Origin of the sequence: Haemophilus paraphrohaemolyticus (genome assembly GCF_002015045.1) — a bacterium.
Lineage (GTDB): Bacteria > Pseudomonadota > Gammaproteobacteria > Enterobacterales > Pasteurellaceae > Haemophilus_A > Haemophilus_A paraphrohaemolyticus.
In genome coordinates, this window is sequence record NZ_MUXX01000014.1 from 1 (window position 1) to 16,489 (window position 16,489).

Genomic DNA, 16,489 nt, shown 5'->3' on the forward strand with positions numbered 1-16,489 from the left:
CTTTTTTAGATTTTTCAATTCTGTTTTTACTGATTTCATTTTATTTCCTTAGTGGGAGTTATAAAGGTTTAAGAAATAATCAATATAAAATCATAATCTATTATTTCAATGAATACAGTAAGTTATTTCCTATTACATCTAACCGCTTGTATTCAACAAGCGGTCAATTTTCATCAAAAACTTACAAGTAAACTATAAGCTAACTTACAAGCTAACTTACAAGCTTTCAGTTCCTTTTGCTTGAGTAAAAATAAAGCCACGCATTAACGTGGCTTGAGGAAATGATTATGCAGCAGCTTTATTGGCAAGAATTTTTGCAAGGTCTGTTTATAAGTTTTTCTTCACAATTTCTGTAATCTCTTTTGCGTATTTTTCAAAAACTTTTGATTCTTCATTAAAGAAAGCGTCGAACCATTTTTCTATTTGGGTCATAAAAAAATAATGAACGATACAGGAAACAATTAACGAAGTGATAAATGAGATAAATATTGTTTGCATTTTGGTTCTCTTTGAAAGTTATATTATGAAGTGCAGTTGTCAAATAAAAGGGGCTTAAGCCCTTTTTTTATCGCTTCGCCTCAATCATCGCATCAATGGCGTTATGCCACACTTCAAGTTTGAGCAATATTTTGCGGATTAAATCCCAGTTGCGTTTCATTTGCTTTCCTTTTGAGGCGTTGAGCCTTTAATGAGGTTACGTTCTTCTGCCCATTGTTCGGTTTGTTGAATTAGTTTTTGCATAGGTATTCCTTGTTAACAAATTTCAATCACGCCAACAGATTCTGCTTGTTTTAGAAAGGCTTTCACTACATCTATTGCTTGCTCAACCTGTTCCGCTTGTTTTTTATCAGAGAGAAATTCTCCAGGTTTAATATAACCACCGAGAAACAAATCATAGTATGGATCTTCTGTAAAAACAGGTTCTTTAGCGTCTTTAAAATTAAATATCATTTGGTTCTCCTATCTGGACGGCTTAAATCTCAGCCGTCCTGTTGTAAGTAATAAAACGGGGTGAAGTAACAATCCATTACTTCACCCGTGAGGGGGTTAGCGTGTTGAATTTCTGCGGGAATGCCCAGTAGGGAAAGCTGGACAAAGCACATTTGCACGCTTTTTAAGTCAATATCTTGTGCAATTACACGCAATTGAGTTTGTGGGTTAAAGCCTTGTTGTCGCATCGTTTCGCAAAAAGCGATGATAAGTGCACCGCTTCCACAGGTAGGTTCGTTTAAGGTGTAGTAACCTTGCTGTTCGATTTCTTGGCGGAATAAAATGCTTGCCATCAGGTTACCGATACTGAGCGGGGTGAAACATTGCCCACGTTGTTTGTTGGCAAGTTCTAACTGCATATAGCATTGTCCGAGAATATCTTGCGGTGCTTTTTCTGACTCATGGAGTAAGATTTGCCCCATTTGGTAGAATTGTTGCATCTCTTCATCGGTGTAGCGGGAATAGATGGCAAAATAGCGGTCTTCCCGATTGATAAAAGGTCGGCTGATACTGCAAGCACAAATTTCCACGAAGTCTTGAAAGACACGGAGGTTGTCGTGCTTGCGTCCAAGTTGTTGGATAAGTTTGAGTAGCTCTTTCATCACAAACTTTCCAAAATACAAAGCTGTAAGTAGGTTGCGATAATTTTTTCATATTCTTCTTCTGTAGGATGGCTTTGGCTATTAGGCAGATTTTTAAGGCGAATAAGCTCATTTGCCTTTTCCTCTCCAATCTTCTCTACAATCCATTTTCCACTCTCAATTGGTTCATTGCCATACCACATATGGCAATAATGGCATAATGCAATGGCATTATCAGGATGGTAACGAATATTGTAGTAACGGCGTGAAAAGTTGTGTGAGCATTGCAGACCATTTGTTTTGGGTGGGTAGTGTTTGCCGCAACGTTCGCAGCAATAATTGGCTCGTTTTCGGATATAATCTGAGAAAATTAAATCTGCTTTAGTGTGAACGATTTTTTTTCTTTCGAGTGGCTTGTCGGTAAGCAGCTTTAACTTTGCACGAAGTTCAAGGTTTTCTTGGTAAAGTACTTCTAAATTCATAGGGCTACCTCATCAATTTTTTGGCGAATATCTTCAAATGCTCCAAACATTTTTAAATCTTGGGCTTTATCTAATCTGTCTGCATCAGTTCGCATAATTGCGATCGCGTTAATCGCTGCATCACAAATATCAAGTACGGTTTGATTGCGAGCGGTGTATGCCGTACGGCGGTTCTGTTCGAGGTAATCGAGTGTTTTGTCGATCACATTAGGGAGTTGTTTTAACACGGGTTTAATACTCCTTCTTGGTAGCGGTTTGATTGTTTTAGTTTTGGAGGGGGAACGCATTTCCATTCGGTGTATAATGGCATCGAGACGTTCTTTCTGTTTTTGTTGAAATTCAAGTTGTTTAGCTTGGCGTTTTTTTATCGATTGATTAGCAAGTAATCCAGCAGGGGAAATATTTTCTAAGAATGGGTTTGCTAAGTTCATTTTTTCCCCCTCAATATCTCCCGTCTTTCCTTTCTAGGCAGACAATTAAATTCAATGGTTTTGGCTAAATCGACTTGCTTAATAAACAGCTCATTTAGCTCAGTAATGCGGGCATCTTTGGCTTTTGCCATTTGTTTAAGCTGATGATTTTCTCGCAACAAGCGGTTGTTTTCGTGATGTAATTTGGCAAGGTTGCCTTTGAGATGCACGATCACACGTGCCTGTTTGGTGTATTTGCTGATGTAGTCGTAAAGCTTTTTACGCAGGTAGAAGGGGTTAAGTAACACAGTATTTCTCCATAAATTGGTTAGCTCGGTCGAAGTCGGCTTTCATTTGAATAAACTTGATGAAGTGAGCGAATTCGTCTGGCTTTTCTAACACGGCTTTCTCAAAGGCGTTTTGGATATGGTCGAACCGTTTTTGGCTGATGCCTTTGAGGGCAAGTAAGCCGTCTCGATCTTTCATTCGGATATCATAAAACGAGGTTAAGCCGTAAGATTTTAGTAGTGCAGGAAAGGATTTATCGGTTTGGGTTAAATACGGCAAGATGCTTTGCATTTTCAACTCTTCACAGCCTTTTTGGCGTTCGATTTCCAATTCGTGGATGGAAAACAACCGCTTGAAGGGGTTTTTAATATCGATAATGTCGTAGAGCTGCTCCATCGTGAAATCACGCCCTTCGGGTGAGGCAATGTAGTAAGGCGAGAGGATGTCTTTATAGTCGATTTCGTCCACTGCCTCGCCTAAATAGTAATCCAGTTCTTGGTCGAGATGTTCAAAGCGACATTTGTCTTTAAATCGCACAAAGTTGTGCGTGATGCCCCATTCGCCATTGATGCGGTAAAGCACACCATAAGTAATACCCCATTTTTGCGGGACTTCAAGGGTTTTGAAATAACGTCTGGCGTGAACTTTATCTTTGATGATATTGCCGTTTAACACGTTCATCGTGGAGTATTCAGCCAGTCTTAAAATATTGAGTGAAAACGAACCTCTAACCGCTGCATCCAACTTGTTCGGCTTGGATTTCGCTTGTGTGCTAGGCGTTCGTTTGCGTGGTTTTGCAGATTTAGCCATTTTCATTTCCTTTTAGACAAAAAGCCACCGTAAAAACGATGGCTTAGGGTTAATTCATCACACTCAACTCAGCCATCGTCACATCTAGCTCAAGTAAAAAGGCTTGTACCTCTTGCTCAATTTCTTGAATTACCGCCTCATCACGGGGAATACGTTTACAGAAATAAGCGAGGTTATCGGGTAGGCGATTATCAAAGCTGACAAAATCGCACCATTTTCGTCCAGTTACAGCCATTTGCCATTGCATTTGTTTGTAATAGCGGTCGATTGGCTCTTTTTTGCGGAGTGTTTCAATATGGGTGGCAGTGTTTGGGCATTTGATTTCGATTAAGCCCTCCGCTCCCACTAATCCATCAGGGCTTGCTCCTGCAAAGTTGATTTCGGGGTGGTCGATAAAGCTCACTTCTTCCACGCTTTCGCCTGTTTCTAATTGATACCAGTTGCGAGCTTCGGCTTCTAGGTCGTTGCCGCGTTGCATGGCAGTAGATTTATAACCCTCTTCAACCTTGCCCGTTAAGCGTTCACACAATAATTGCATCAGGTAATTTTGTCGGCTGGTGGAATAGCCGCTTTTGGTTTTTGCCATTAAGTCGGCAATTCTCGAGGCGGTGACTTTGCCACGACGTTGTTCGAACCATTCTGGCGTGCCTTGTAAAACTGCCATCTACGCCTCCTCATATTCCGCTTCTTGGATATTGTCATATTGTTTTGCTTTTTCCTTAATTCGGGTAATTTCATTCACCCCCACGATTTGACGCTGCTCTTTGGTCAGCGTGGTTTTCCAATAGGTTTCTAAATGGCTCGTGCCTTTTTTCGCTTCCTCTTCAAGCGTAAACACTAACGCCTCAAACTCTGGGTGAGTCGGATTGCCTGTGGTTGCCGATTTTTCAGGTGTGATATTTTGTGAGGTTTTGTCGCTCTCTTGGATGCGTTCTGCTTCGTCAGGCTCGTAAATACCTGACAAGCTAAAGGCAACACGGGCACACTGAATCGCCGCCTTATGGCGTAACATTCGTTTAGGATATTTTCGCCAAGGGTCGGTTTCACGCTTGCATTCATCTAGGTATTCTGTGACGACGGTCGGACGTTGCCTGTCTTTACGGTAAATACGACAAGTGCAGCTTTCTGCATCTTGTTCAAACTCAATGCCATCAAACTGTGGGTGTTTGTTGATGATCGCATACCAACCATCTACGCCTACAATGGGGATAATCCCCTCTTTATTCGGAAAGGCGTAGATTTCATTTGTCCAAGGATTCAATTCATATTGGTTTGCTACCACCAGTAAAGCCACCATTTGATCAGGTGTTACGTTTTGCCCTTTGAAGGCGGTTGCCATTAGCGTTTGAGGTAGGTTTTCACTGCTGCCCATTTCAAAGCGTTCAGCGAGTTTTTGGGTTAAGGTATTTAAAGCTGTGGTCATTTTCTTTTCCTTTTAATAATTGGATTAACCGCTTGCCCGTTTCAATTTTGTAATTCCATCAAGCTAGTTAGTTTAAAGGAAGGCAAGCGGTTAAATTCGTTACAGATTTTGCGATTGGGTTTTCTTGACCATATCGGCAAGGGCTGAGAACATTTCAGGCTCAAGTACGATAGTGTTGGCGTTCGCTCTTCGATCTAGCATTAAGCGAACGTTACCGTTTTTATCGACGAGGTAGCCATTTAAACCGTAAGGGGTAAATGGTTTGCGTTTTATAACAGTTGGTTTCGCTTTTGGCGTATCGTTTTCACTTATCATTTTGGTATTCTCAGGTGGGTAGCCATCATTAAATTTAATCACAGTGGTTTCTGGTTGATGTTCCACTTCTACATTCGATTTTTGAGTTCTGGTCTCAGTAAGTGGGTTGGTTTTGGCTACTTTTCCTTTGTTGTTAAGCTCAAATTGGATTTCAGTCTCGGTGGTTTTGAGAAGAGGAATACGGGTATTATTTTGTAAGTTGTAATCTTCTATTTTTCGATTCAAGGAGCGAATGCAATTCACCTTATTGGCAAAGGTAATTGTTTTTGCTACTACAACGTGGCTGATAATAAGCTCGCCTTTATAATGGTTTTCAGCTAACTTTAATACTCTGACTTTATTCATTGGATTTCCTTGCGGTGGGTTAAATTCTTACAATGGTTTGCGTTCACCTGTTATCGGATTGATCGAATAACAAGTGTTATCCCATTTTTGGGGTGGTGGTAATTTGGCAATCACGCCTGTTATATGCGTTTTTCTGGATTGCGGCATTTCAAGTGGTTGCTTGAAACGAAAGCCGTCGAGGGCGTTTCGTTTTTCGATTTCACGGGCAAGACGTGCCATTGCGGCTTCTTTGCTTATGAACTTGGAGCGGTACATAATGATGCGGTTGTATCGAACTCGTGCGTACCAAAGCCCTCTGTCTCGATGGGTGATTTCACAGGTGGCGTCAATCATGCGGGGCTCCTAAATTCACACAAATGGCAAGTGGGGATATTTTTGGGAATAGCGGAGTCAGGTTGGCTGTCGAGGCAACCTCCAAGACTTAATACTGCACAAAAAAGCAGGGCGAAGAAAATACCTATCAGGACTTTAAGCAAGGTTTGCATTTTTCTCTCCTCAATGCACCCATTTCTGGGCGTGTTTAACTAATTCTTCTAGCTCGTAGATTTCGAGTCTGCGGGCGTAGGTGGGGTTGCTTTGGTAGTTTCTTTGGGCTAACTTCAAGGCGATTTGGTATTTTTTAAGGGCTTGTTGTGCGTTCATTTTTCTTTCCTCTTTCGGTGGAAATTTCATCAAAAGCTTAAATTTAGGGTGCAAAAAACCGCCCCACAGGAAAGGTGGAGTGTGAGGCGGTGGGAGTATTCAGTTATTAAGGATTATTTAAATACTGCGACTGAGGTTGCAGATTCGTTGTAGTGTCCGATTGCAAGCGGTCGGCGATTGGTGCGGTTGATACGGTCGTTAATTTTTCTGACGGCTGGGTTGGTGGTGCGAATATATCGCTGAACCACGTCCAAGTTAAATTCTACGCTGTTTTGCTGATGACTACGGAATGGGCGTAATGCGTGCATTAGGGTTTCTACGCTTTCGGAGAACCTTGTTACGGCGTAGTAGAAGTTCTGCCAGTCGAGCCACTCTTGCTCGGTTAGCTCCAGATTATCCATTCGGTCAATCGGGGCGTAGCTGTTGCCGAGTGTGGCTAGAAAGCTGATGGCATTTTCAAATTGTGAGGGTTTGAGTTGGTCGTATTTGCCCACTTTAAACAGACTTTTAAGTTGGCGATAGATTTCTGCGTAACTCATTCCTGTGCGGTGATGAGCTTTCACGACTGCCTCTTGGATTGCTTGCTGTTGTTCTGGGTTAATCGTGCGTTCGGCTTTTCCTTTAAACCAGTAGTCGTGCAATGCTTGGTAGCACTCTTTTTTGTATTTGATTAAGGTTTTACGAATTTCGGGTTTGCAACGGTTTACGTCGATGCCGAATAACCAGCCGTTTAAGTATTCGATGGGTAGGCAGATCATTTGATAATCTTTTCCATCATTTCCAGTCATCTTCATAATGAAGATAACTGAATTTAAGACATCATCACGTTTAATTCGATTATATTGTGATCCCCATTCTAAGCCGATATTGTCGCAAATCGGTTTCATTGCAGTGTAATGGACACCGCCTTGCTCGAATGTAACTAAAGACTGATTGTTGAATGAAATGGTTTGAGTGGAGATTTGATTTGACATTTTTATGCCCCTATGAGTTAGTTCTTTATTCGACCAACCTTAGTAGGGTTGATCGGGCTTCAACTACTGCTCATAGACAGCGGAGCTTATTTCCTTTCGGTATTTTATTAGGCTCTCTCGACCCGATCTCTGAAAGTCGCAGATTTGCAACTTTAGATTTTCTAAATCTACAGATCTGTAGATTTAAATTTTAGGCATAAAAAAACCGCTATGCTTTCGGGTGCGGGATACCGCTATGAGTTTGTAGTGCGGTAATCATAATCCGATGTGAGCGGTGTTGTCAAACGGTTTTTTTAACGAGAACCGCAAAACTCGCCTTGTTGTGTCTTACTTCAGCAAGGAATATAATTGTTGCGTCTTACTTCAACAATTACAGGAATTTATTATGTGGGAAGCGTTAATTAATCCCATCTTTTCCATCCTCAAATCTCATTTTGATGAGGTGATTATGCGTATTACAACGTGGTTTTTGTCGTTTATTCTTTGTTGGTTGCTTATTCCTGTTCATATTCAGATTGAGCTAATGGCAAGACCACTACCTGCTTTACCTGATTATGCTCTGGTTTACCTTTTCTACTTGGTTGCCGCAACTAGCTTTTGGCAAATGTTCCTCATCTTGTTGGATGTTGCAGCTCTTTTGCTCGAAAAATTTTCCAAACGTAGAAACGTTGATCCACAATCCGAGCGGGTTGAGATTAACCGCGAGTAGAAAAATAATACATTGCTTTAGGCTCATTTGCTTTCCTTTTCAATCATCGCATCAATGGTGTTATGCCATACTTCTGTACCAACCAGCTTGTCGGCTAAGATGCTTAAACCTGATGATTTCAGCTTTTTAAGCACTTTATTTTCCATTCGCTCAATGCGGTCTTGCTCGTCATATTCAGGCGGTAAGCCTAATGCGTTGTAATCTTCGTAACCTATCATAAGTTGCTCCTTGTTTACCATTTAAAAGCACTCTTACTACAAAGAATGCTTTTAAATGCCCTTGCTTTCACAAGGGCAAAGGGCATAAGGTTATGCACCGAATTTAGCGATTAGAGTGCTTAAATTGCCTTCCAATGTCTCGCCAATCGCTTTGAATGACCAGCCATTTTCGTTGCGATACACTTCGCCAAAGATGATGGCAGTGTGGCTGCCGTTACCTTCGTCTTGCGGTTCAAAGCGTGCAATTTCTTCACCTGTTACATCATTGACTAAGCGAACGAATTCGTTTTGTACTTTTGAGAAGTTTTGATTACGTTGTTTACCTTCGTAAATATCAACTGCAATCGCTACTTTTTGAATTTCTGCAGGTAGTGCGGTTAAGTCGATTAAAATGGTTTCATCATCGCCCTCGCCTTCACCCGTGCGGTCATCGCCTAATGTACGCGCTGCACCGTTTTCTGCAGATTTTTTCCCGAAATAAACCACATCTTTATCTGAACGTGTTTTACCGTCGGCATTTAATAAAAATGCGTGAGCATCTAAATCAAACGCTGCACCTGTGTCTGCAGTATCCCAACCTAAACCAACGCGTAATTTAGTTAAAGAGTTGTCTGTTTTGGTTAAATCTAAGGTTTCACCTTTGGTTAATACTAAAGCCATAAATTACTCCTTCTGGCATTTATTAAGTTAATCAAACGCTGTCTTTCCAGCTGTCAATGTTTACCATTTAAAACAGCACACATCGAGGAAATCCAAGAGTAAAACTCGGCTTACGTATGCTGTTTTAAATGGTGGCTACATTATTTCGTGCCCTGCAGCCAAGGGCGGTGTTATCGCTTACTCCCTTGTGGCTCACTATCCACACCCCGTTTTCAGCTAACACACCACTTGATTTGTGATACACATCTTCTTGAGCGGTGGGTCTTTATGGGCTTCCACGCTTTGACTAACTCGCACCCTGCATTCGGGCAAGCGGTGTGTTTGATTTAAATTGTTAAAGAGCATTAAGTTGATTATTTAAAACAGCTTTCATCTTCCGTTTGCTTCAACGCTTGGCGGTCGTTGCGGATGTTTCCGCATTGATGGCTAAGGGTTTGGCTCTCCGTTAAAGCTGTTTTAGATAACGCCTGATTTTTGTTATCAGGCTGTTTTGTTTTGATGGGCTTAGTTTAGTTAAAACTAAATAAAAAGTAAATAGATTATTTAGTTAAAATTAAACAAAAACTTAAAGTAATTTAGTAAATAGTTGATTTTAAAGCAGAAAAATTTTTGCGAGGGGTGTTTGATTGATTGTTTTTTGAGCTATGAAAAGTTTTTTTGTGATCTAGCTCGAAAATTTTGGAAGGAGTTTTAGACAAAAAATCGGGATTGGTTAATATGTAAGGGAAAGGAGGACTTATGAAAGTTTCAATAGATGATGTTTTACTTGAATTAAGCAATTTGATTGGAAAGGATAGAGCTATACTACTGTTGCTATCACAAGCACTTGAGGACGGCTACGGGGAGTTGATAGCAATAGCGCATCAGGATATAGAGATTGAGGAGTAGTAGCAAAATAAAACCGCCATCGTGGCGGTTTAGGTTAGGAAAACTTACCTAAAAAAGAGTTCTTTGAATATTTCTCTTCAAAGGCATTATAAATATCAACTATACACTTTAAATAGGCTTGGTTGATATTTTTATACTGTCCTGCGTTCTGCTCCGAAGTTTTAGCATTTATACTCTCAATATCCACTGTTGCGTACCAGTGAAATTTGGAAAAGTGTTCGTAAATATTCTCCTGCAATATATTACGTTTTTCGTGCAAAATTTTTGTAATATGAATGGCAATATTTAATTTAGTAAGAAAGCAAGTGCTATAATAGTGAGTATCAGCTCTTTCTCTTCTGTCAGATAAGAAGAAATGAGAGGAGAGATTTTCCATTTCGCTGAGAATTTGCAATAAAGAATCAACCAAAACTTTGTCCTCAGCTCTTTTAGCAAATAGCCTAGATTGTCTTACGCCAACTATGGTGTATAACATTGCGCAAAGAGCGATACTATTCGAAGCATTAATAATATCATTCCAGTTCACTATTATTTACCTTTAGCTCTTCTTCAGCATCTTGTAAGATATTTTTAATTTGAATCTCATAAATAGGGAAATCACTAATTATTTCTAAACGCTCCCAGACATCTTTAAATGACATACCTTCATCGCGAATTAGACCGCCAAAGCTTTCATCAAGGAAAGACGAACCTACGGGAACAATACCATTAAAATCGACCTGGATTTTTTCATTTTCGCTATTTTGAAATGCATTTTTTAGTCTTTCTCGTCTAAACCGTTGTCCACTGAAGTTGCCGTCAGTTGGATATCTGCCAAATGGCACGGGAGAGAAGTCTGCAACCCTAATTTTTTCAATCATATTAATTGCCTTTTTCTGGTAAAATTAATGACCACACGATAAGTGTTCCTTTTATTTTGCATTGAGGAGAAGTTGCAATACAATTCTTTTTCTCATCACCTTGACTATATTGATAAGAATAGATCACCTCATCAGTATAAATGGTTAGTCGCTCTTCCTCAACGAAATTTTGTATCACATTCTTCAAATCCTCGGAACCTTTCCCGCGTTTTCCTATACCATTATGATTAAATCTAGAATATCCTTTAGACATCAGCTCTTTCATTTTGTTAATTTTTTCTTGTGGGGCATTGTCATCGCTATCTGGGTAATAGGAGTTTAAGGCTCCGACACCTGCATCATAAATCAAGAAAACCATTCTATGAGCAGATGGACTATACCAACAACATTGCCACCAACGATTTCTTCTAAGAACTCTTTGCAAATAATCATTGCCAATGTATGCATGATGTTGAATGTTTAATAGAGCTTCGCTTATTGCCGTTAATAACACAATTTTTTGTTCCGCAGATATACCATCTATCTGAAAGATCATTTGGCTAGTGTTTATTTGAAGGGTTTCAATGGTCTCTTTACAGCCTGATTGATAATAATTACCGTCAATGACGAGCTGAAGTATCTCATTTTCATTTTTTGCTTCTAAAGCTTTTTTTAATCCTGAGAGGATAATCCTAGCATAACCATCAGGATTGCTATTTTCTTCAGGGTAAATAATTGAGATTGCATTATGACGTTTACTTCTACACCTTACACTATGTACGGCAGAAAATAGAAGAAGAGTGCTTTCAGCATACGCCTCCTTAATTCTAGATAAGTCAAGTATTATTCTTTTTCTTTGCCTAAAATATAAGTCCACCTCGTTAAGGAATGTAATGGTTTTTTCTCTATCTACGGAGGTACCACCGATAGTGAATATTTCAGGTGCAATCAATCTAATTTGCTGAGCCATATTGATATTCCATTCAATTACTACAATTCAAGCGACTCCTAAAAAATCCCCGCCTTCATCAAAAATTATCTCTTTCTACGATAGATTAGATATTACAAATAACTCCTATGCTCCACCGCTACGCCAATAATGCGGATGTTATAAATCTCTTGGATCAATTGGAAGAACTCGAACAAATTTCCCTATTACAATAGCTTTGTTAAATACATCTTCGGTAATATCAAATGGGTCATAGTTTTTATTATCCGATAATGCTCGATAAGTTCCGCCAGGAATTTTTTGAAGGCGTTTAATGTAAACTTCATTATCAATCGCAAAGATATAAATTCCTTCCCCGTAATAATTTCTCACGTTGGTATCAACGAATACCACATCGCCTTTATCAATGGTTGGGCTCATACTATCGGTTGGGATATTAATCATAAACAGTCCATCATCTGTTTTTCTACCAACAATTTCTAATAAACCGTCTAATGAAAAATAAATAGCTTGAATAACATCTGGATACTCATTATTGATAATGCCACCAACACCGGCTTTAGCTTGTACATCTAACAGCTCAATTTTAAAACGGTGAGCATCGCTTGGTGTCGTGCTGATAGACGAAATAATCAAAGCTTCTAGTTCAGGATCTGAATCAAGATAAAAAGATGGCATACCATAATCTTGCTCAATACGTCTTGCGGCTCTTTCGCCAAAGGTTGCACCTTTTCTTAACTGTGAAATAAAACTTCTATCTTTTTTCGGGATAGATTGACCTTCAAACCATTTCTCTAGGTTTTTCAAACGAATTTCTGACTTGTCCATTTTATTCTCTCCATTGAAGATTTTTGTTTATTTTATTTAGTAACTGCTAAAGAAGAAAGAAAAATATTTACTAAATTTTTGATTTAGTCTAAACTAACGTTATTTATTTTAAACTAAACCAAACTCAAATGAATTTAGCAAAATTTTTAAACAAGAAACCTAGAGGATTTAAGACTGAATTTGCCAGAAAAATTGGCACATCACCGTCTTTCTTGAGGCAGGTTGAAACAGGTTACTCAAAATGCCCTTTGGAATTAGCCAAGAAAATTGAAAAGGAAACTGGCGGAAAAGTGAGAAAACACGATTTGCGTCCAGATGTTTGGGAAAAATAGGCAAATAAAAAACCACCGTAGCAACGGAGTTCGAAAGAAGGTATAGCTAATATGATATTACGGCAATGTTTCAAAAATGCGTTCAAATTCCGAGAGTGTAAACATACTTCGCCATTTGCAATTCGCACATTGAAAAGGGAAGGTTTTAAAGCTTCCACTAGCAACGATAAGACAGTTGGGGCAATAAACCGCTTTGATGTAGCCAGTCTGGGATTTTTTAAACGCCGCACCGTGTTCAAAGACAAATTGTTCCGCTGCGCGATAACTCGCTATTTCTTGCTCAAGTTCGGTGCACTTTGCTTTGCATTCGGTCAATTCTTTTTGGGTCGTTTCGTAGCTATATCTGAGTATTTCGAGCTGATCCTTCAAGAGAGCAATCCGCTCAGCCAAAACGCTGTTAGTTTCCATACCAGAGAGAATATCCAGTGTGGTTTTAACAGAAGTGTAGATAACAGAGATATCCATAATAATGAACTCGATTTTGAGAATAGAACAGTTAGAAATTCTAATCAAAACGGGAATAAAGAGCAATAAAAAACCCGTGCAGTAACACGGGTTCTATACAGGAATGAATCGTTTATGAAAACGACAGAATTATTATCGATTACAGAAAAAAATGCAAGCTTAACGATGAGTAGTCGTGAGATTGCGAAGTTGTGCGAGAAAGAACATCGTAGCGTATTAAGAGACATCGACAATATGCTTTCAGAGCTTGAAATTCAATCTGCACAATTTTGTGCAGATTACATTGACAGCCGAGGACGGTCTTATCGCTGTTTCAATTTGCCAAAAGACTTAACCCTCACACTTATCGCTGGTTACAACGTGAAACTACGTAAACGCATTATCGACCGCTGGCAAGAGTTAGAAGCAAAACAAGCGGTGCAATTACCGCAGACTTTTGCGGAAGCCTTGCGTTTGGCAGCAGATTTGGAAGAGCAAAAACAGGCGTTGTTGCTCGAGAACCAGAAGCAATCAACACAGATTACCTCAATGGAAAGTTATTTCCGCAATGGCATCACTGCACCGCAATTTGCGAAAGGTTTAAATGGCGTGAATTCTCAGAAAATTAACGATCATTTACAGCAGGTGAAATGGCTTTACAAAGATGGCAATAACGATTGGCGGGTGACTTCTTACGCACGTGATCGCTATATGACGGAAGAGCCTGTGCCTATTTCACCACACGGCAAAGAGCCGTTTTTCACTTATCGCCCTGTGTTGCTGCAAAAAGGGGCAGCCAAAATTTATAAGTGGTACACGCAACAGAAATTAACAATGAAATCCAATTGGAACGGTGAATTTACACAAGATAAGGCGGTGGGGCTATGAGTATGTTATTAACCGCTCAGGCAATGAAATTAAAAGTGGGCAATCCTACTCGTAAATTGGTGTTGCTGAAATTAGCGGACAATGCGAATGATAAAGGCGAATGCTTTCCAAGTTATCAGCATATTGCAGATCATTGCGAGGTAAGTCGTCGTTCTGTGATTTCACACATCGATGCACTTATCAAAATGGGATTGGTGGAGAAAAAATCACGCAAAAATCAGGACGGTTCAAGTTCGAATTTGTACATTTTGCACCTTGAAAAGGGTAGTGAAAATATTTCACCCCCTAGTGAACGAATTTCACCCCCTAGTGAAAATGGTTCACTACCCCCTAGTGAAAATATTTCACCCATAACCAATCACTCTATTAACCAGTCAATTAACCAAAATAATATTGTGCGAACGGTGCAAAATTTCGAGGTGCACTTCGAACAATTTTGGCAAGCAGGGATGACGAAGGTGAACAAGCAAAAATCCTTGAAGAGCTTTAAATCTGCCTACGAGAGCTATCACGCTGAATATCCGACCACGTTGGAGGACTTTACGCAGATGCTGATTGACGATATTCGCAAGCGGTTAGCATTGCACCAGTATGGCTTTGACAAGCTGCACCCTACCACGTATCTGAACAACTCGCGTTGGTTGGACGAATACCCAACAGTTGCAACATCGCCACAAAACTCGACCGCTTCTACCAAGCCAAACGCCCACGTTGGCTTTGCAGAGCGAGATTATGGCACGACAGACACGCCTGATTGGGCTAAGGACTTGGTATGAACCCTGAAGAAAAATTCCAAGAGGAACTCAAAAACCTTGAGAGCCATTTGCAAGCAGCATTGCAAGGTTTCAAGCCGTTAGATGGCTGTGTGACATCGGAATCGGTGGCAAGCTGTGAGCATCACGGTAATTATCGCCAATGGGTACGCCGTTTTGATGTGATTGAACGGACGACCAGAACCGACTGCCCGCAATGCCTGCAAGGCGAGATTGCTCGGTTAAAACAGCGTGAAGCGGAGCGGAAAGCACGGATGCAAATGGGCTTGATTGCTGATTTGAAATATCACTCTGGCGTGCCAAAACGTTTTGAGCAAGCGAGCTTTGAGAACTACGAGCAGACGGAGGCGAATGCTAAAGCAAAACGATTCTGCCAAGCCTATGCGAACAAGTGGCTAGAGCGTAAGGCGAAAGGTGGTGGGCTGATTTTGTGCGGTAAACCTGGTACGGGTAAGAACCATTTAGCTTGTGCGATTATCAATCACGTAATCGAGCAATACCAAGACGAAGCCTTGCTTACCACGGCGTTACGCATTGCCCGTAAAGTGAAATCCTCGTGGAACAAAAACGCAGAAGAGAGCGAAGAGCAAGTGATGCGAACCTACATTGCTCCTAATTTGCTGGTAATTGATGAAATTGGGGTGCAGTTTGGGAGCGAAGCGGAAAAAATCATTTTGTTTGAAATTATTAACGAGCGTTACGAAGCGATGAAACCGACGATTTTAATCAGCAACCTATCACAACAAGAACTGGGGGCGTATGTGGGCGAGCGAATTGTTGACCGTATGCGAGAAGGTGGCGGTGCGATGATTGCGTTTGATTGGGAGAGTTACAGAAGATGACCGAGCAACAATTTGACCGCGATACGTGGGAAACGCCTCAATACTTAACCCAGTGGGTGGGTAAACGTTGGCATTGCAGTATGGACGGCTGTGCTACTTTGCAAAATAAAAAATTCGGGCATTGGATTGGTACGAAATCTGGCGAAGATCGGGATTATTTGAACGTTGCAACGGATTTTCTAGCCGATGGTTTGCCAGAGTTTTTAAGTGATTGGGGGAGCGGCTCACATAGCATTTTCGTCAATCCCCCTTACTCCGATGTTACGCCATTTCTGCAGCAGGCAAAACGCTTGCGTGATGCAGGGCATTTAGTGGTGATGTTACTTAACAACGACAAATCTACGCAGTGGTATCAGCAATGCGTTCACGGTGTGGCAAATGAGGTGATTGATCTTGTGGGTGGTCGCATAGCGTTTATTAACCCTGTTACGGGCAAGGAAATCAAGGGAAACAGTAAAGGACAGATGATTGTGGTGTTCGATCCAACAATGGAAGATTTTGTGCAGCGGTCGGTAAGTCTGGATTTTGTGAAGAAGGTAGGTGGTTATGAGTAATAACAGCAACATTGAGCTAGTAAAGCAATTATTACAGAAAGCGGGTGTGGTCATTCACCCAAAATCAGGAGGGGTTATGGTCTATGCCTACCGAAATGGCAAGCAGTATGAAAGTTTTGTTTGCAGTTGGCTGGGTTCTAATCTGACGGTGTCGATTTCAATCGAGGGTAAGGCTGATTTGGAACAAAGTAGCAAGATTGCAAAATCGATTTTCGGAAAGCAATTTGCGGTAAGTCATTTAGCAGATTGTCCATTTGATGGGCAACAGGCGAATTATTTTAGTTGTGAGTTTTCACATTGAGGTG

General features: G+C 40.5%; 27 protein-coding genes. 8 read left to right on the forward strand and 19 right to left on the reverse strand.

The window, feature by feature from the left end:
• Nucleotides 1–753: 753 nt before the first annotated feature.
• The 12 genes from B0184_RS08185 to B0184_RS08235 form a co-directional block, all read right to left on the reverse strand.
• Nucleotides 754–951, reverse strand: a complete 198-nt coding sequence (locus B0184_RS08185; RefSeq protein WP_005707887.1) for a hypothetical protein — start codon at nt 949–951, stop codon at nt 754–756.
• A 29-nt stretch (nt 952–980) separates the two neighbouring features.
• Nucleotides 981–1,592 (reverse strand): N-6 DNA methylase, encoded by a 612-nt coding sequence (locus B0184_RS08190; protein WP_005707891.1) that lies wholly within the window; start codon nt 1,590–1,592, stop codon nt 981–983.
• Complete coding sequence (locus tag B0184_RS08195; protein WP_005707895.1) at nt 1,592–2,053, reverse strand: putative bacteriophage Lambda NinG protein; 462 nt, start codon at nt 2,051–2,053, stop codon at nt 1,592–1,594. Before B0184_RS08195 ends, B0184_RS08190 begins: the two co-directional genes overlap by 1 nt.
• Nucleotides 2,050–2,484, reverse strand: coding sequence for a hypothetical protein (locus B0184_RS08200; RefSeq protein ID WP_005707888.1), 435 nt, complete (start codon nt 2,482–2,484; stop codon nt 2,050–2,052). Before B0184_RS08200 ends, B0184_RS08195 begins: the two co-directional genes overlap by 4 nt.
• Nucleotides 2,481–2,771: a hypothetical protein gene (locus tag B0184_RS08205; protein WP_005707896.1), complete on the reverse strand. Its 291-nt coding sequence runs from the start codon at nt 2,769–2,771 to the stop codon at nt 2,481–2,483. Before B0184_RS08205 ends, B0184_RS08200 begins: the two co-directional genes overlap by 4 nt.
• Nucleotides 2,761–3,561 carry a hypothetical protein gene (locus B0184_RS08210; protein WP_005707893.1) on the reverse strand — a complete coding sequence of 267 codons (801 nt, stop codon included), beginning with the start codon at nt 3,559–3,561 and terminating at the stop codon, nt 2,761–2,763. The genes B0184_RS08205 and B0184_RS08210 overlap by 11 nt, the downstream gene beginning before the upstream one ends.
• Before the next feature lie 49 nt (nt 3,562–3,610).
• Entirely contained in the window at nt 3,611–4,225 is a 615-nt protein-coding gene (locus tag B0184_RS08215) for a lambda exonuclease family protein (RefSeq protein ID WP_005707898.1), read from the reverse strand.
• Entirely contained in the window at nt 4,226–4,984 is a 759-nt protein-coding gene (gene bet / locus B0184_RS08220) for a phage recombination protein Bet (protein ID WP_005707897.1), read from the reverse strand.
• 99 nt (nt 4,985–5,083) lie between these two features.
• Nucleotides 5,084–5,644, reverse strand: coding sequence for a hypothetical protein (locus B0184_RS08225; protein WP_005707890.1), 561 nt, complete (start codon nt 5,642–5,644; stop codon nt 5,084–5,086).
• A 27-nt stretch (nt 5,645–5,671) separates the two neighbouring features.
• Complete coding sequence (locus B0184_RS08230; protein WP_005707899.1) at nt 5,672–5,863, reverse strand: hypothetical protein; 192 nt, start codon at nt 5,861–5,863, stop codon at nt 5,672–5,674.
• A 276-nt stretch (nt 5,864–6,139) separates the two neighbouring features.
• Nucleotides 6,140–6,286 (reverse strand): hypothetical protein, encoded by a 147-nt coding sequence (locus B0184_RS10590; RefSeq protein WP_005705718.1) that lies wholly within the window; start codon nt 6,284–6,286, stop codon nt 6,140–6,142.
• Between the two features lie 113 nt (nt 6,287–6,399).
• Complete coding sequence (locus B0184_RS08235; RefSeq protein WP_078177664.1) at nt 6,400–7,260, reverse strand: phage antirepressor N-terminal domain-containing protein; 861 nt, start codon at nt 7,258–7,260, stop codon at nt 6,400–6,402.
• A 385-nt stretch (nt 7,261–7,645) separates the two neighbouring features.
• On the opposite strand from B0184_RS08235, the gene B0184_RS08240 reads away from it, so the two are divergent.
• Complete coding sequence (locus B0184_RS08240; RefSeq protein WP_005709152.1) at nt 7,646–7,969, forward strand: hypothetical protein; 324 nt, start codon at nt 7,646–7,648, stop codon at nt 7,967–7,969.
• A 23-nt stretch (nt 7,970–7,992) separates the two neighbouring features.
• On the opposite strand, the gene B0184_RS08245 is transcribed toward B0184_RS08240, so the two are convergent.
• Both B0184_RS08245 and B0184_RS08250 read right to left on the reverse strand, forming a co-directional pair.
• Complete coding sequence (locus B0184_RS08245) at nt 7,993–8,187, reverse strand: hypothetical protein (protein WP_005709151.1); 195 nt, start codon at nt 8,185–8,187, stop codon at nt 7,993–7,995.
• Between the two features lie 90 nt (nt 8,188–8,277).
• Complete coding sequence (locus B0184_RS08250; RefSeq protein ID WP_005709147.1) at nt 8,278–8,847, reverse strand: TerD family protein; 570 nt, start codon at nt 8,845–8,847, stop codon at nt 8,278–8,280.
• Nucleotides 8,848–9,585: 738 nt separating this feature from the next.
• On the opposite strand from B0184_RS08250, the gene B0184_RS10595 reads away from it, so the two are divergent.
• Nucleotides 9,586–9,735, forward strand: coding sequence for a hypothetical protein (locus tag B0184_RS10595; RefSeq protein ID WP_167366794.1), 150 nt, complete (start codon nt 9,586–9,588; stop codon nt 9,733–9,735).
• A 34-nt stretch (nt 9,736–9,769) separates the two neighbouring features.
• On the opposite strand, the gene B0184_RS08255 is transcribed toward B0184_RS10595, so the two are convergent.
• The 4 genes from B0184_RS08255 to B0184_RS08270 all read right to left on the reverse strand — a co-directional run bounded on the left by B0184_RS08255 (nt 9,770) and on the right by B0184_RS08270 (nt 12,351).
• Nucleotides 9,770–10,261, reverse strand: coding sequence for a hypothetical protein (locus B0184_RS08255; protein ID WP_039851489.1), 492 nt, complete (start codon nt 10,259–10,261; stop codon nt 9,770–9,772).
• Nucleotides 10,248–10,595: an STAS-like domain-containing protein gene (locus tag B0184_RS08260; RefSeq protein ID WP_005709155.1), complete on the reverse strand. Its 348-nt coding sequence runs from the start codon at nt 10,593–10,595 to the stop codon at nt 10,248–10,250. The genes B0184_RS08255 and B0184_RS08260 overlap by 14 nt, the downstream gene beginning before the upstream one ends.
• Nucleotide 10,596: 1 nt before the next feature.
• Nucleotides 10,597–11,544, reverse strand: coding sequence for a hypothetical protein (locus tag B0184_RS08265; RefSeq protein ID WP_005709148.1), 948 nt, complete (start codon nt 11,542–11,544; stop codon nt 10,597–10,599).
• A gap of 138 nt (nt 11,545–11,682) precedes the next feature.
• On the reverse strand, nt 11,683–12,351 hold the full coding sequence (locus B0184_RS08270) for a S24 family peptidase (RefSeq protein WP_005709149.1): 669 nt from the start codon (nt 12,349–12,351) through the stop codon (nt 11,683–11,685).
• A gap of 128 nt (nt 12,352–12,479) precedes the next feature.
• Here B0184_RS08270 and B0184_RS08275 point away from each other — a divergent pair, with 128 nt between their 5' ends.
• On the forward strand, nt 12,480–12,683 hold the full coding sequence (locus B0184_RS08275; protein WP_005709157.1) for a transcriptional regulator: 204 nt from the start codon (nt 12,480–12,482) through the stop codon (nt 12,681–12,683).
• A gap of 57 nt (nt 12,684–12,740) precedes the next feature.
• Here the strand turns inward: B0184_RS08275 and B0184_RS08280 are convergent, their stop codons facing one another.
• Nucleotides 12,741–13,148 carry a hypothetical protein gene (locus B0184_RS08280; RefSeq protein WP_005709153.1) on the reverse strand — a complete coding sequence of 136 codons (408 nt, stop codon included), beginning with the start codon at nt 13,146–13,148 and terminating at the stop codon, nt 12,741–12,743.
• A gap of 114 nt (nt 13,149–13,262) precedes the next feature.
• Between B0184_RS08280 and B0184_RS08285 the strand changes: the two genes are divergently transcribed.
• Genes B0184_RS08285 through B0184_RS08305 form a run of 5 tightly spaced genes read left to right on the forward strand, consistent with a single transcriptional unit; the run spans nt 13,263 to nt 16,485 of the window.
• Nucleotides 13,263–14,015 carry a Rha family transcriptional regulator gene (locus B0184_RS08285; protein ID WP_078177666.1) on the forward strand — a complete coding sequence of 251 codons (753 nt, stop codon included), beginning with the start codon at nt 13,263–13,265 and terminating at the stop codon, nt 14,013–14,015.
• The gene (locus B0184_RS10760) at nt 14,012–14,791 is read left to right on the forward strand and encodes a helix-turn-helix domain-containing protein (RefSeq protein ID WP_078177667.1); all 780 of its coding nucleotides are present in this window, start codon (nt 14,012–14,014) and stop codon (nt 14,789–14,791) included. The genes B0184_RS08285 and B0184_RS10760 overlap by 4 nt, the downstream gene beginning before the upstream one ends.
• Nucleotides 14,788–15,630 carry an ATP-binding protein gene (locus B0184_RS08295; RefSeq protein ID WP_078177668.1) on the forward strand — a complete coding sequence of 281 codons (843 nt, stop codon included), beginning with the start codon at nt 14,788–14,790 and terminating at the stop codon, nt 15,628–15,630. Before B0184_RS10760 ends, B0184_RS08295 begins: the two co-directional genes overlap by 4 nt.
• On the forward strand, nt 15,627–16,184 hold the full coding sequence (locus tag B0184_RS08300; RefSeq protein ID WP_005708329.1) for a DNA N-6-adenine-methyltransferase: 558 nt from the start codon (nt 15,627–15,629) through the stop codon (nt 16,182–16,184). Before B0184_RS08295 ends, B0184_RS08300 begins: the two co-directional genes overlap by 4 nt.
• Nucleotides 16,177–16,485 (forward strand): hypothetical protein, encoded by a 309-nt coding sequence (locus B0184_RS08305; protein ID WP_005708326.1) that lies wholly within the window; start codon nt 16,177–16,179, stop codon nt 16,483–16,485. Before B0184_RS08300 ends, B0184_RS08305 begins: the two co-directional genes overlap by 8 nt.
• Nucleotides 16,486–16,489: the final 4 nt, after the last annotated feature.

What these genes read in the sequence shown, in the direction of transcription:
- B0184_RS08300 (WP_005708329.1), top strand. Translation starts at nt 15,627, where the DNA reads ATGACCGAGCAACAATTTGACCGCGATACGTGGGAAACGCCTCAATAC.
- B0184_RS08260 (WP_005709155.1), bottom strand. Translation starts at nt 10,595, where the DNA reads ATGATTGAAAAAATTAGGGTTGCAGACTTCTCTCCCGTGCCATTTGGC.
- B0184_RS08265 (WP_005709148.1), bottom strand. Translation starts at nt 11,544, where the DNA reads ATGGCTCAGCAAATTAGATTGATTGCACCTGAAATATTCACTATCGGT.
- B0184_RS08280 (WP_005709153.1), bottom strand. Translation starts at nt 13,148, where the DNA reads ATGGATATCTCTGTTATCTACACTTCTGTTAAAACCACACTGGATATT.
- B0184_RS08230 (WP_005707899.1), bottom strand. Translation starts at nt 5,863, where the DNA reads ATGGCACGTCTTGCCCGTGAAATCGAAAAACGAAACGCCCTCGACGGC.
- B0184_RS10590 (WP_005705718.1), bottom strand. Translation starts at nt 6,286, where the DNA reads ATGAACGCACAACAAGCCCTTAAAAAATACCAAATCGCCTTGAAGTTA.
- B0184_RS08195 (WP_005707895.1), bottom strand. Translation starts at nt 2,053, where the DNA reads ATGAATTTAGAAGTACTTTACCAAGAAAACCTTGAACTTCGTGCAAAG.
- B0184_RS08240 (WP_005709152.1), top strand. Translation starts at nt 7,646, where the DNA reads ATGTGGGAAGCGTTAATTAATCCCATCTTTTCCATCCTCAAATCTCAT.
- B0184_RS08270 (WP_005709149.1), bottom strand. Translation starts at nt 12,351, where the DNA reads ATGGACAAGTCAGAAATTCGTTTGAAAAACCTAGAGAAATGGTTTGAA.
- B0184_RS08295 (WP_078177668.1), top strand. Translation starts at nt 14,788, where the DNA reads ATGAACCCTGAAGAAAAATTCCAAGAGGAACTCAAAAACCTTGAGAGC.
- B0184_RS08235 (WP_078177664.1), bottom strand. Translation starts at nt 7,260, where the DNA reads ATGTCAAATCAAATCTCCACTCAAACCATTTCATTCAACAATCAGTCT.
- B0184_RS08210 (WP_005707893.1), bottom strand. Translation starts at nt 3,561, where the DNA reads ATGGCTAAATCTGCAAAACCACGCAAACGAACGCCTAGCACACAAGCG.
- B0184_RS08215 (WP_005707898.1), bottom strand. Translation starts at nt 4,225, where the DNA reads ATGGCAGTTTTACAAGGCACGCCAGAATGGTTCGAACAACGTCGTGGC.
- B0184_RS10595 (WP_167366794.1), top strand. Translation starts at nt 9,586, where the DNA reads ATGAAAGTTTCAATAGATGATGTTTTACTTGAATTAAGCAATTTGATT.
- bet (WP_005707897.1), bottom strand. Translation starts at nt 4,984, where the DNA reads ATGACCACAGCTTTAAATACCTTAACCCAAAAACTCGCTGAACGCTTT.
- B0184_RS08190 (WP_005707891.1), bottom strand. Translation starts at nt 1,592, where the DNA reads ATGAAAGAGCTACTCAAACTTATCCAACAACTTGGACGCAAGCACGAC.
- B0184_RS08285 (WP_078177666.1), top strand. Translation starts at nt 13,263, where the DNA reads ATGAAAACGACAGAATTATTATCGATTACAGAAAAAAATGCAAGCTTA.
- B0184_RS08185 (WP_005707887.1), bottom strand. Translation starts at nt 951, where the DNA reads ATGATATTTAATTTTAAAGACGCTAAAGAACCTGTTTTTACAGAAGAT.
- B0184_RS08305 (WP_005708326.1), top strand. Translation starts at nt 16,177, where the DNA reads ATGAGTAATAACAGCAACATTGAGCTAGTAAAGCAATTATTACAGAAA.
- B0184_RS08275 (WP_005709157.1), top strand. Translation starts at nt 12,480, where the DNA reads ATGAATTTAGCAAAATTTTTAAACAAGAAACCTAGAGGATTTAAGACT.
- B0184_RS08250 (WP_005709147.1), bottom strand. Translation starts at nt 8,847, where the DNA reads ATGGCTTTAGTATTAACCAAAGGTGAAACCTTAGATTTAACCAAAACA.
- B0184_RS08225 (WP_005707890.1), bottom strand. Translation starts at nt 5,644, where the DNA reads ATGAATAAAGTCAGAGTATTAAAGTTAGCTGAAAACCATTATAAAGGC.
- B0184_RS10760 (WP_078177667.1), top strand. Translation starts at nt 14,012, where the DNA reads ATGAGTATGTTATTAACCGCTCAGGCAATGAAATTAAAAGTGGGCAAT.
- B0184_RS08245 (WP_005709151.1), bottom strand. Translation starts at nt 8,187, where the DNA reads ATGATAGGTTACGAAGATTACAACGCATTAGGCTTACCGCCTGAATAT.
- B0184_RS08200 (WP_005707888.1), bottom strand. Translation starts at nt 2,484, where the DNA reads ATGAACTTAGCAAACCCATTCTTAGAAAATATTTCCCCTGCTGGATTA.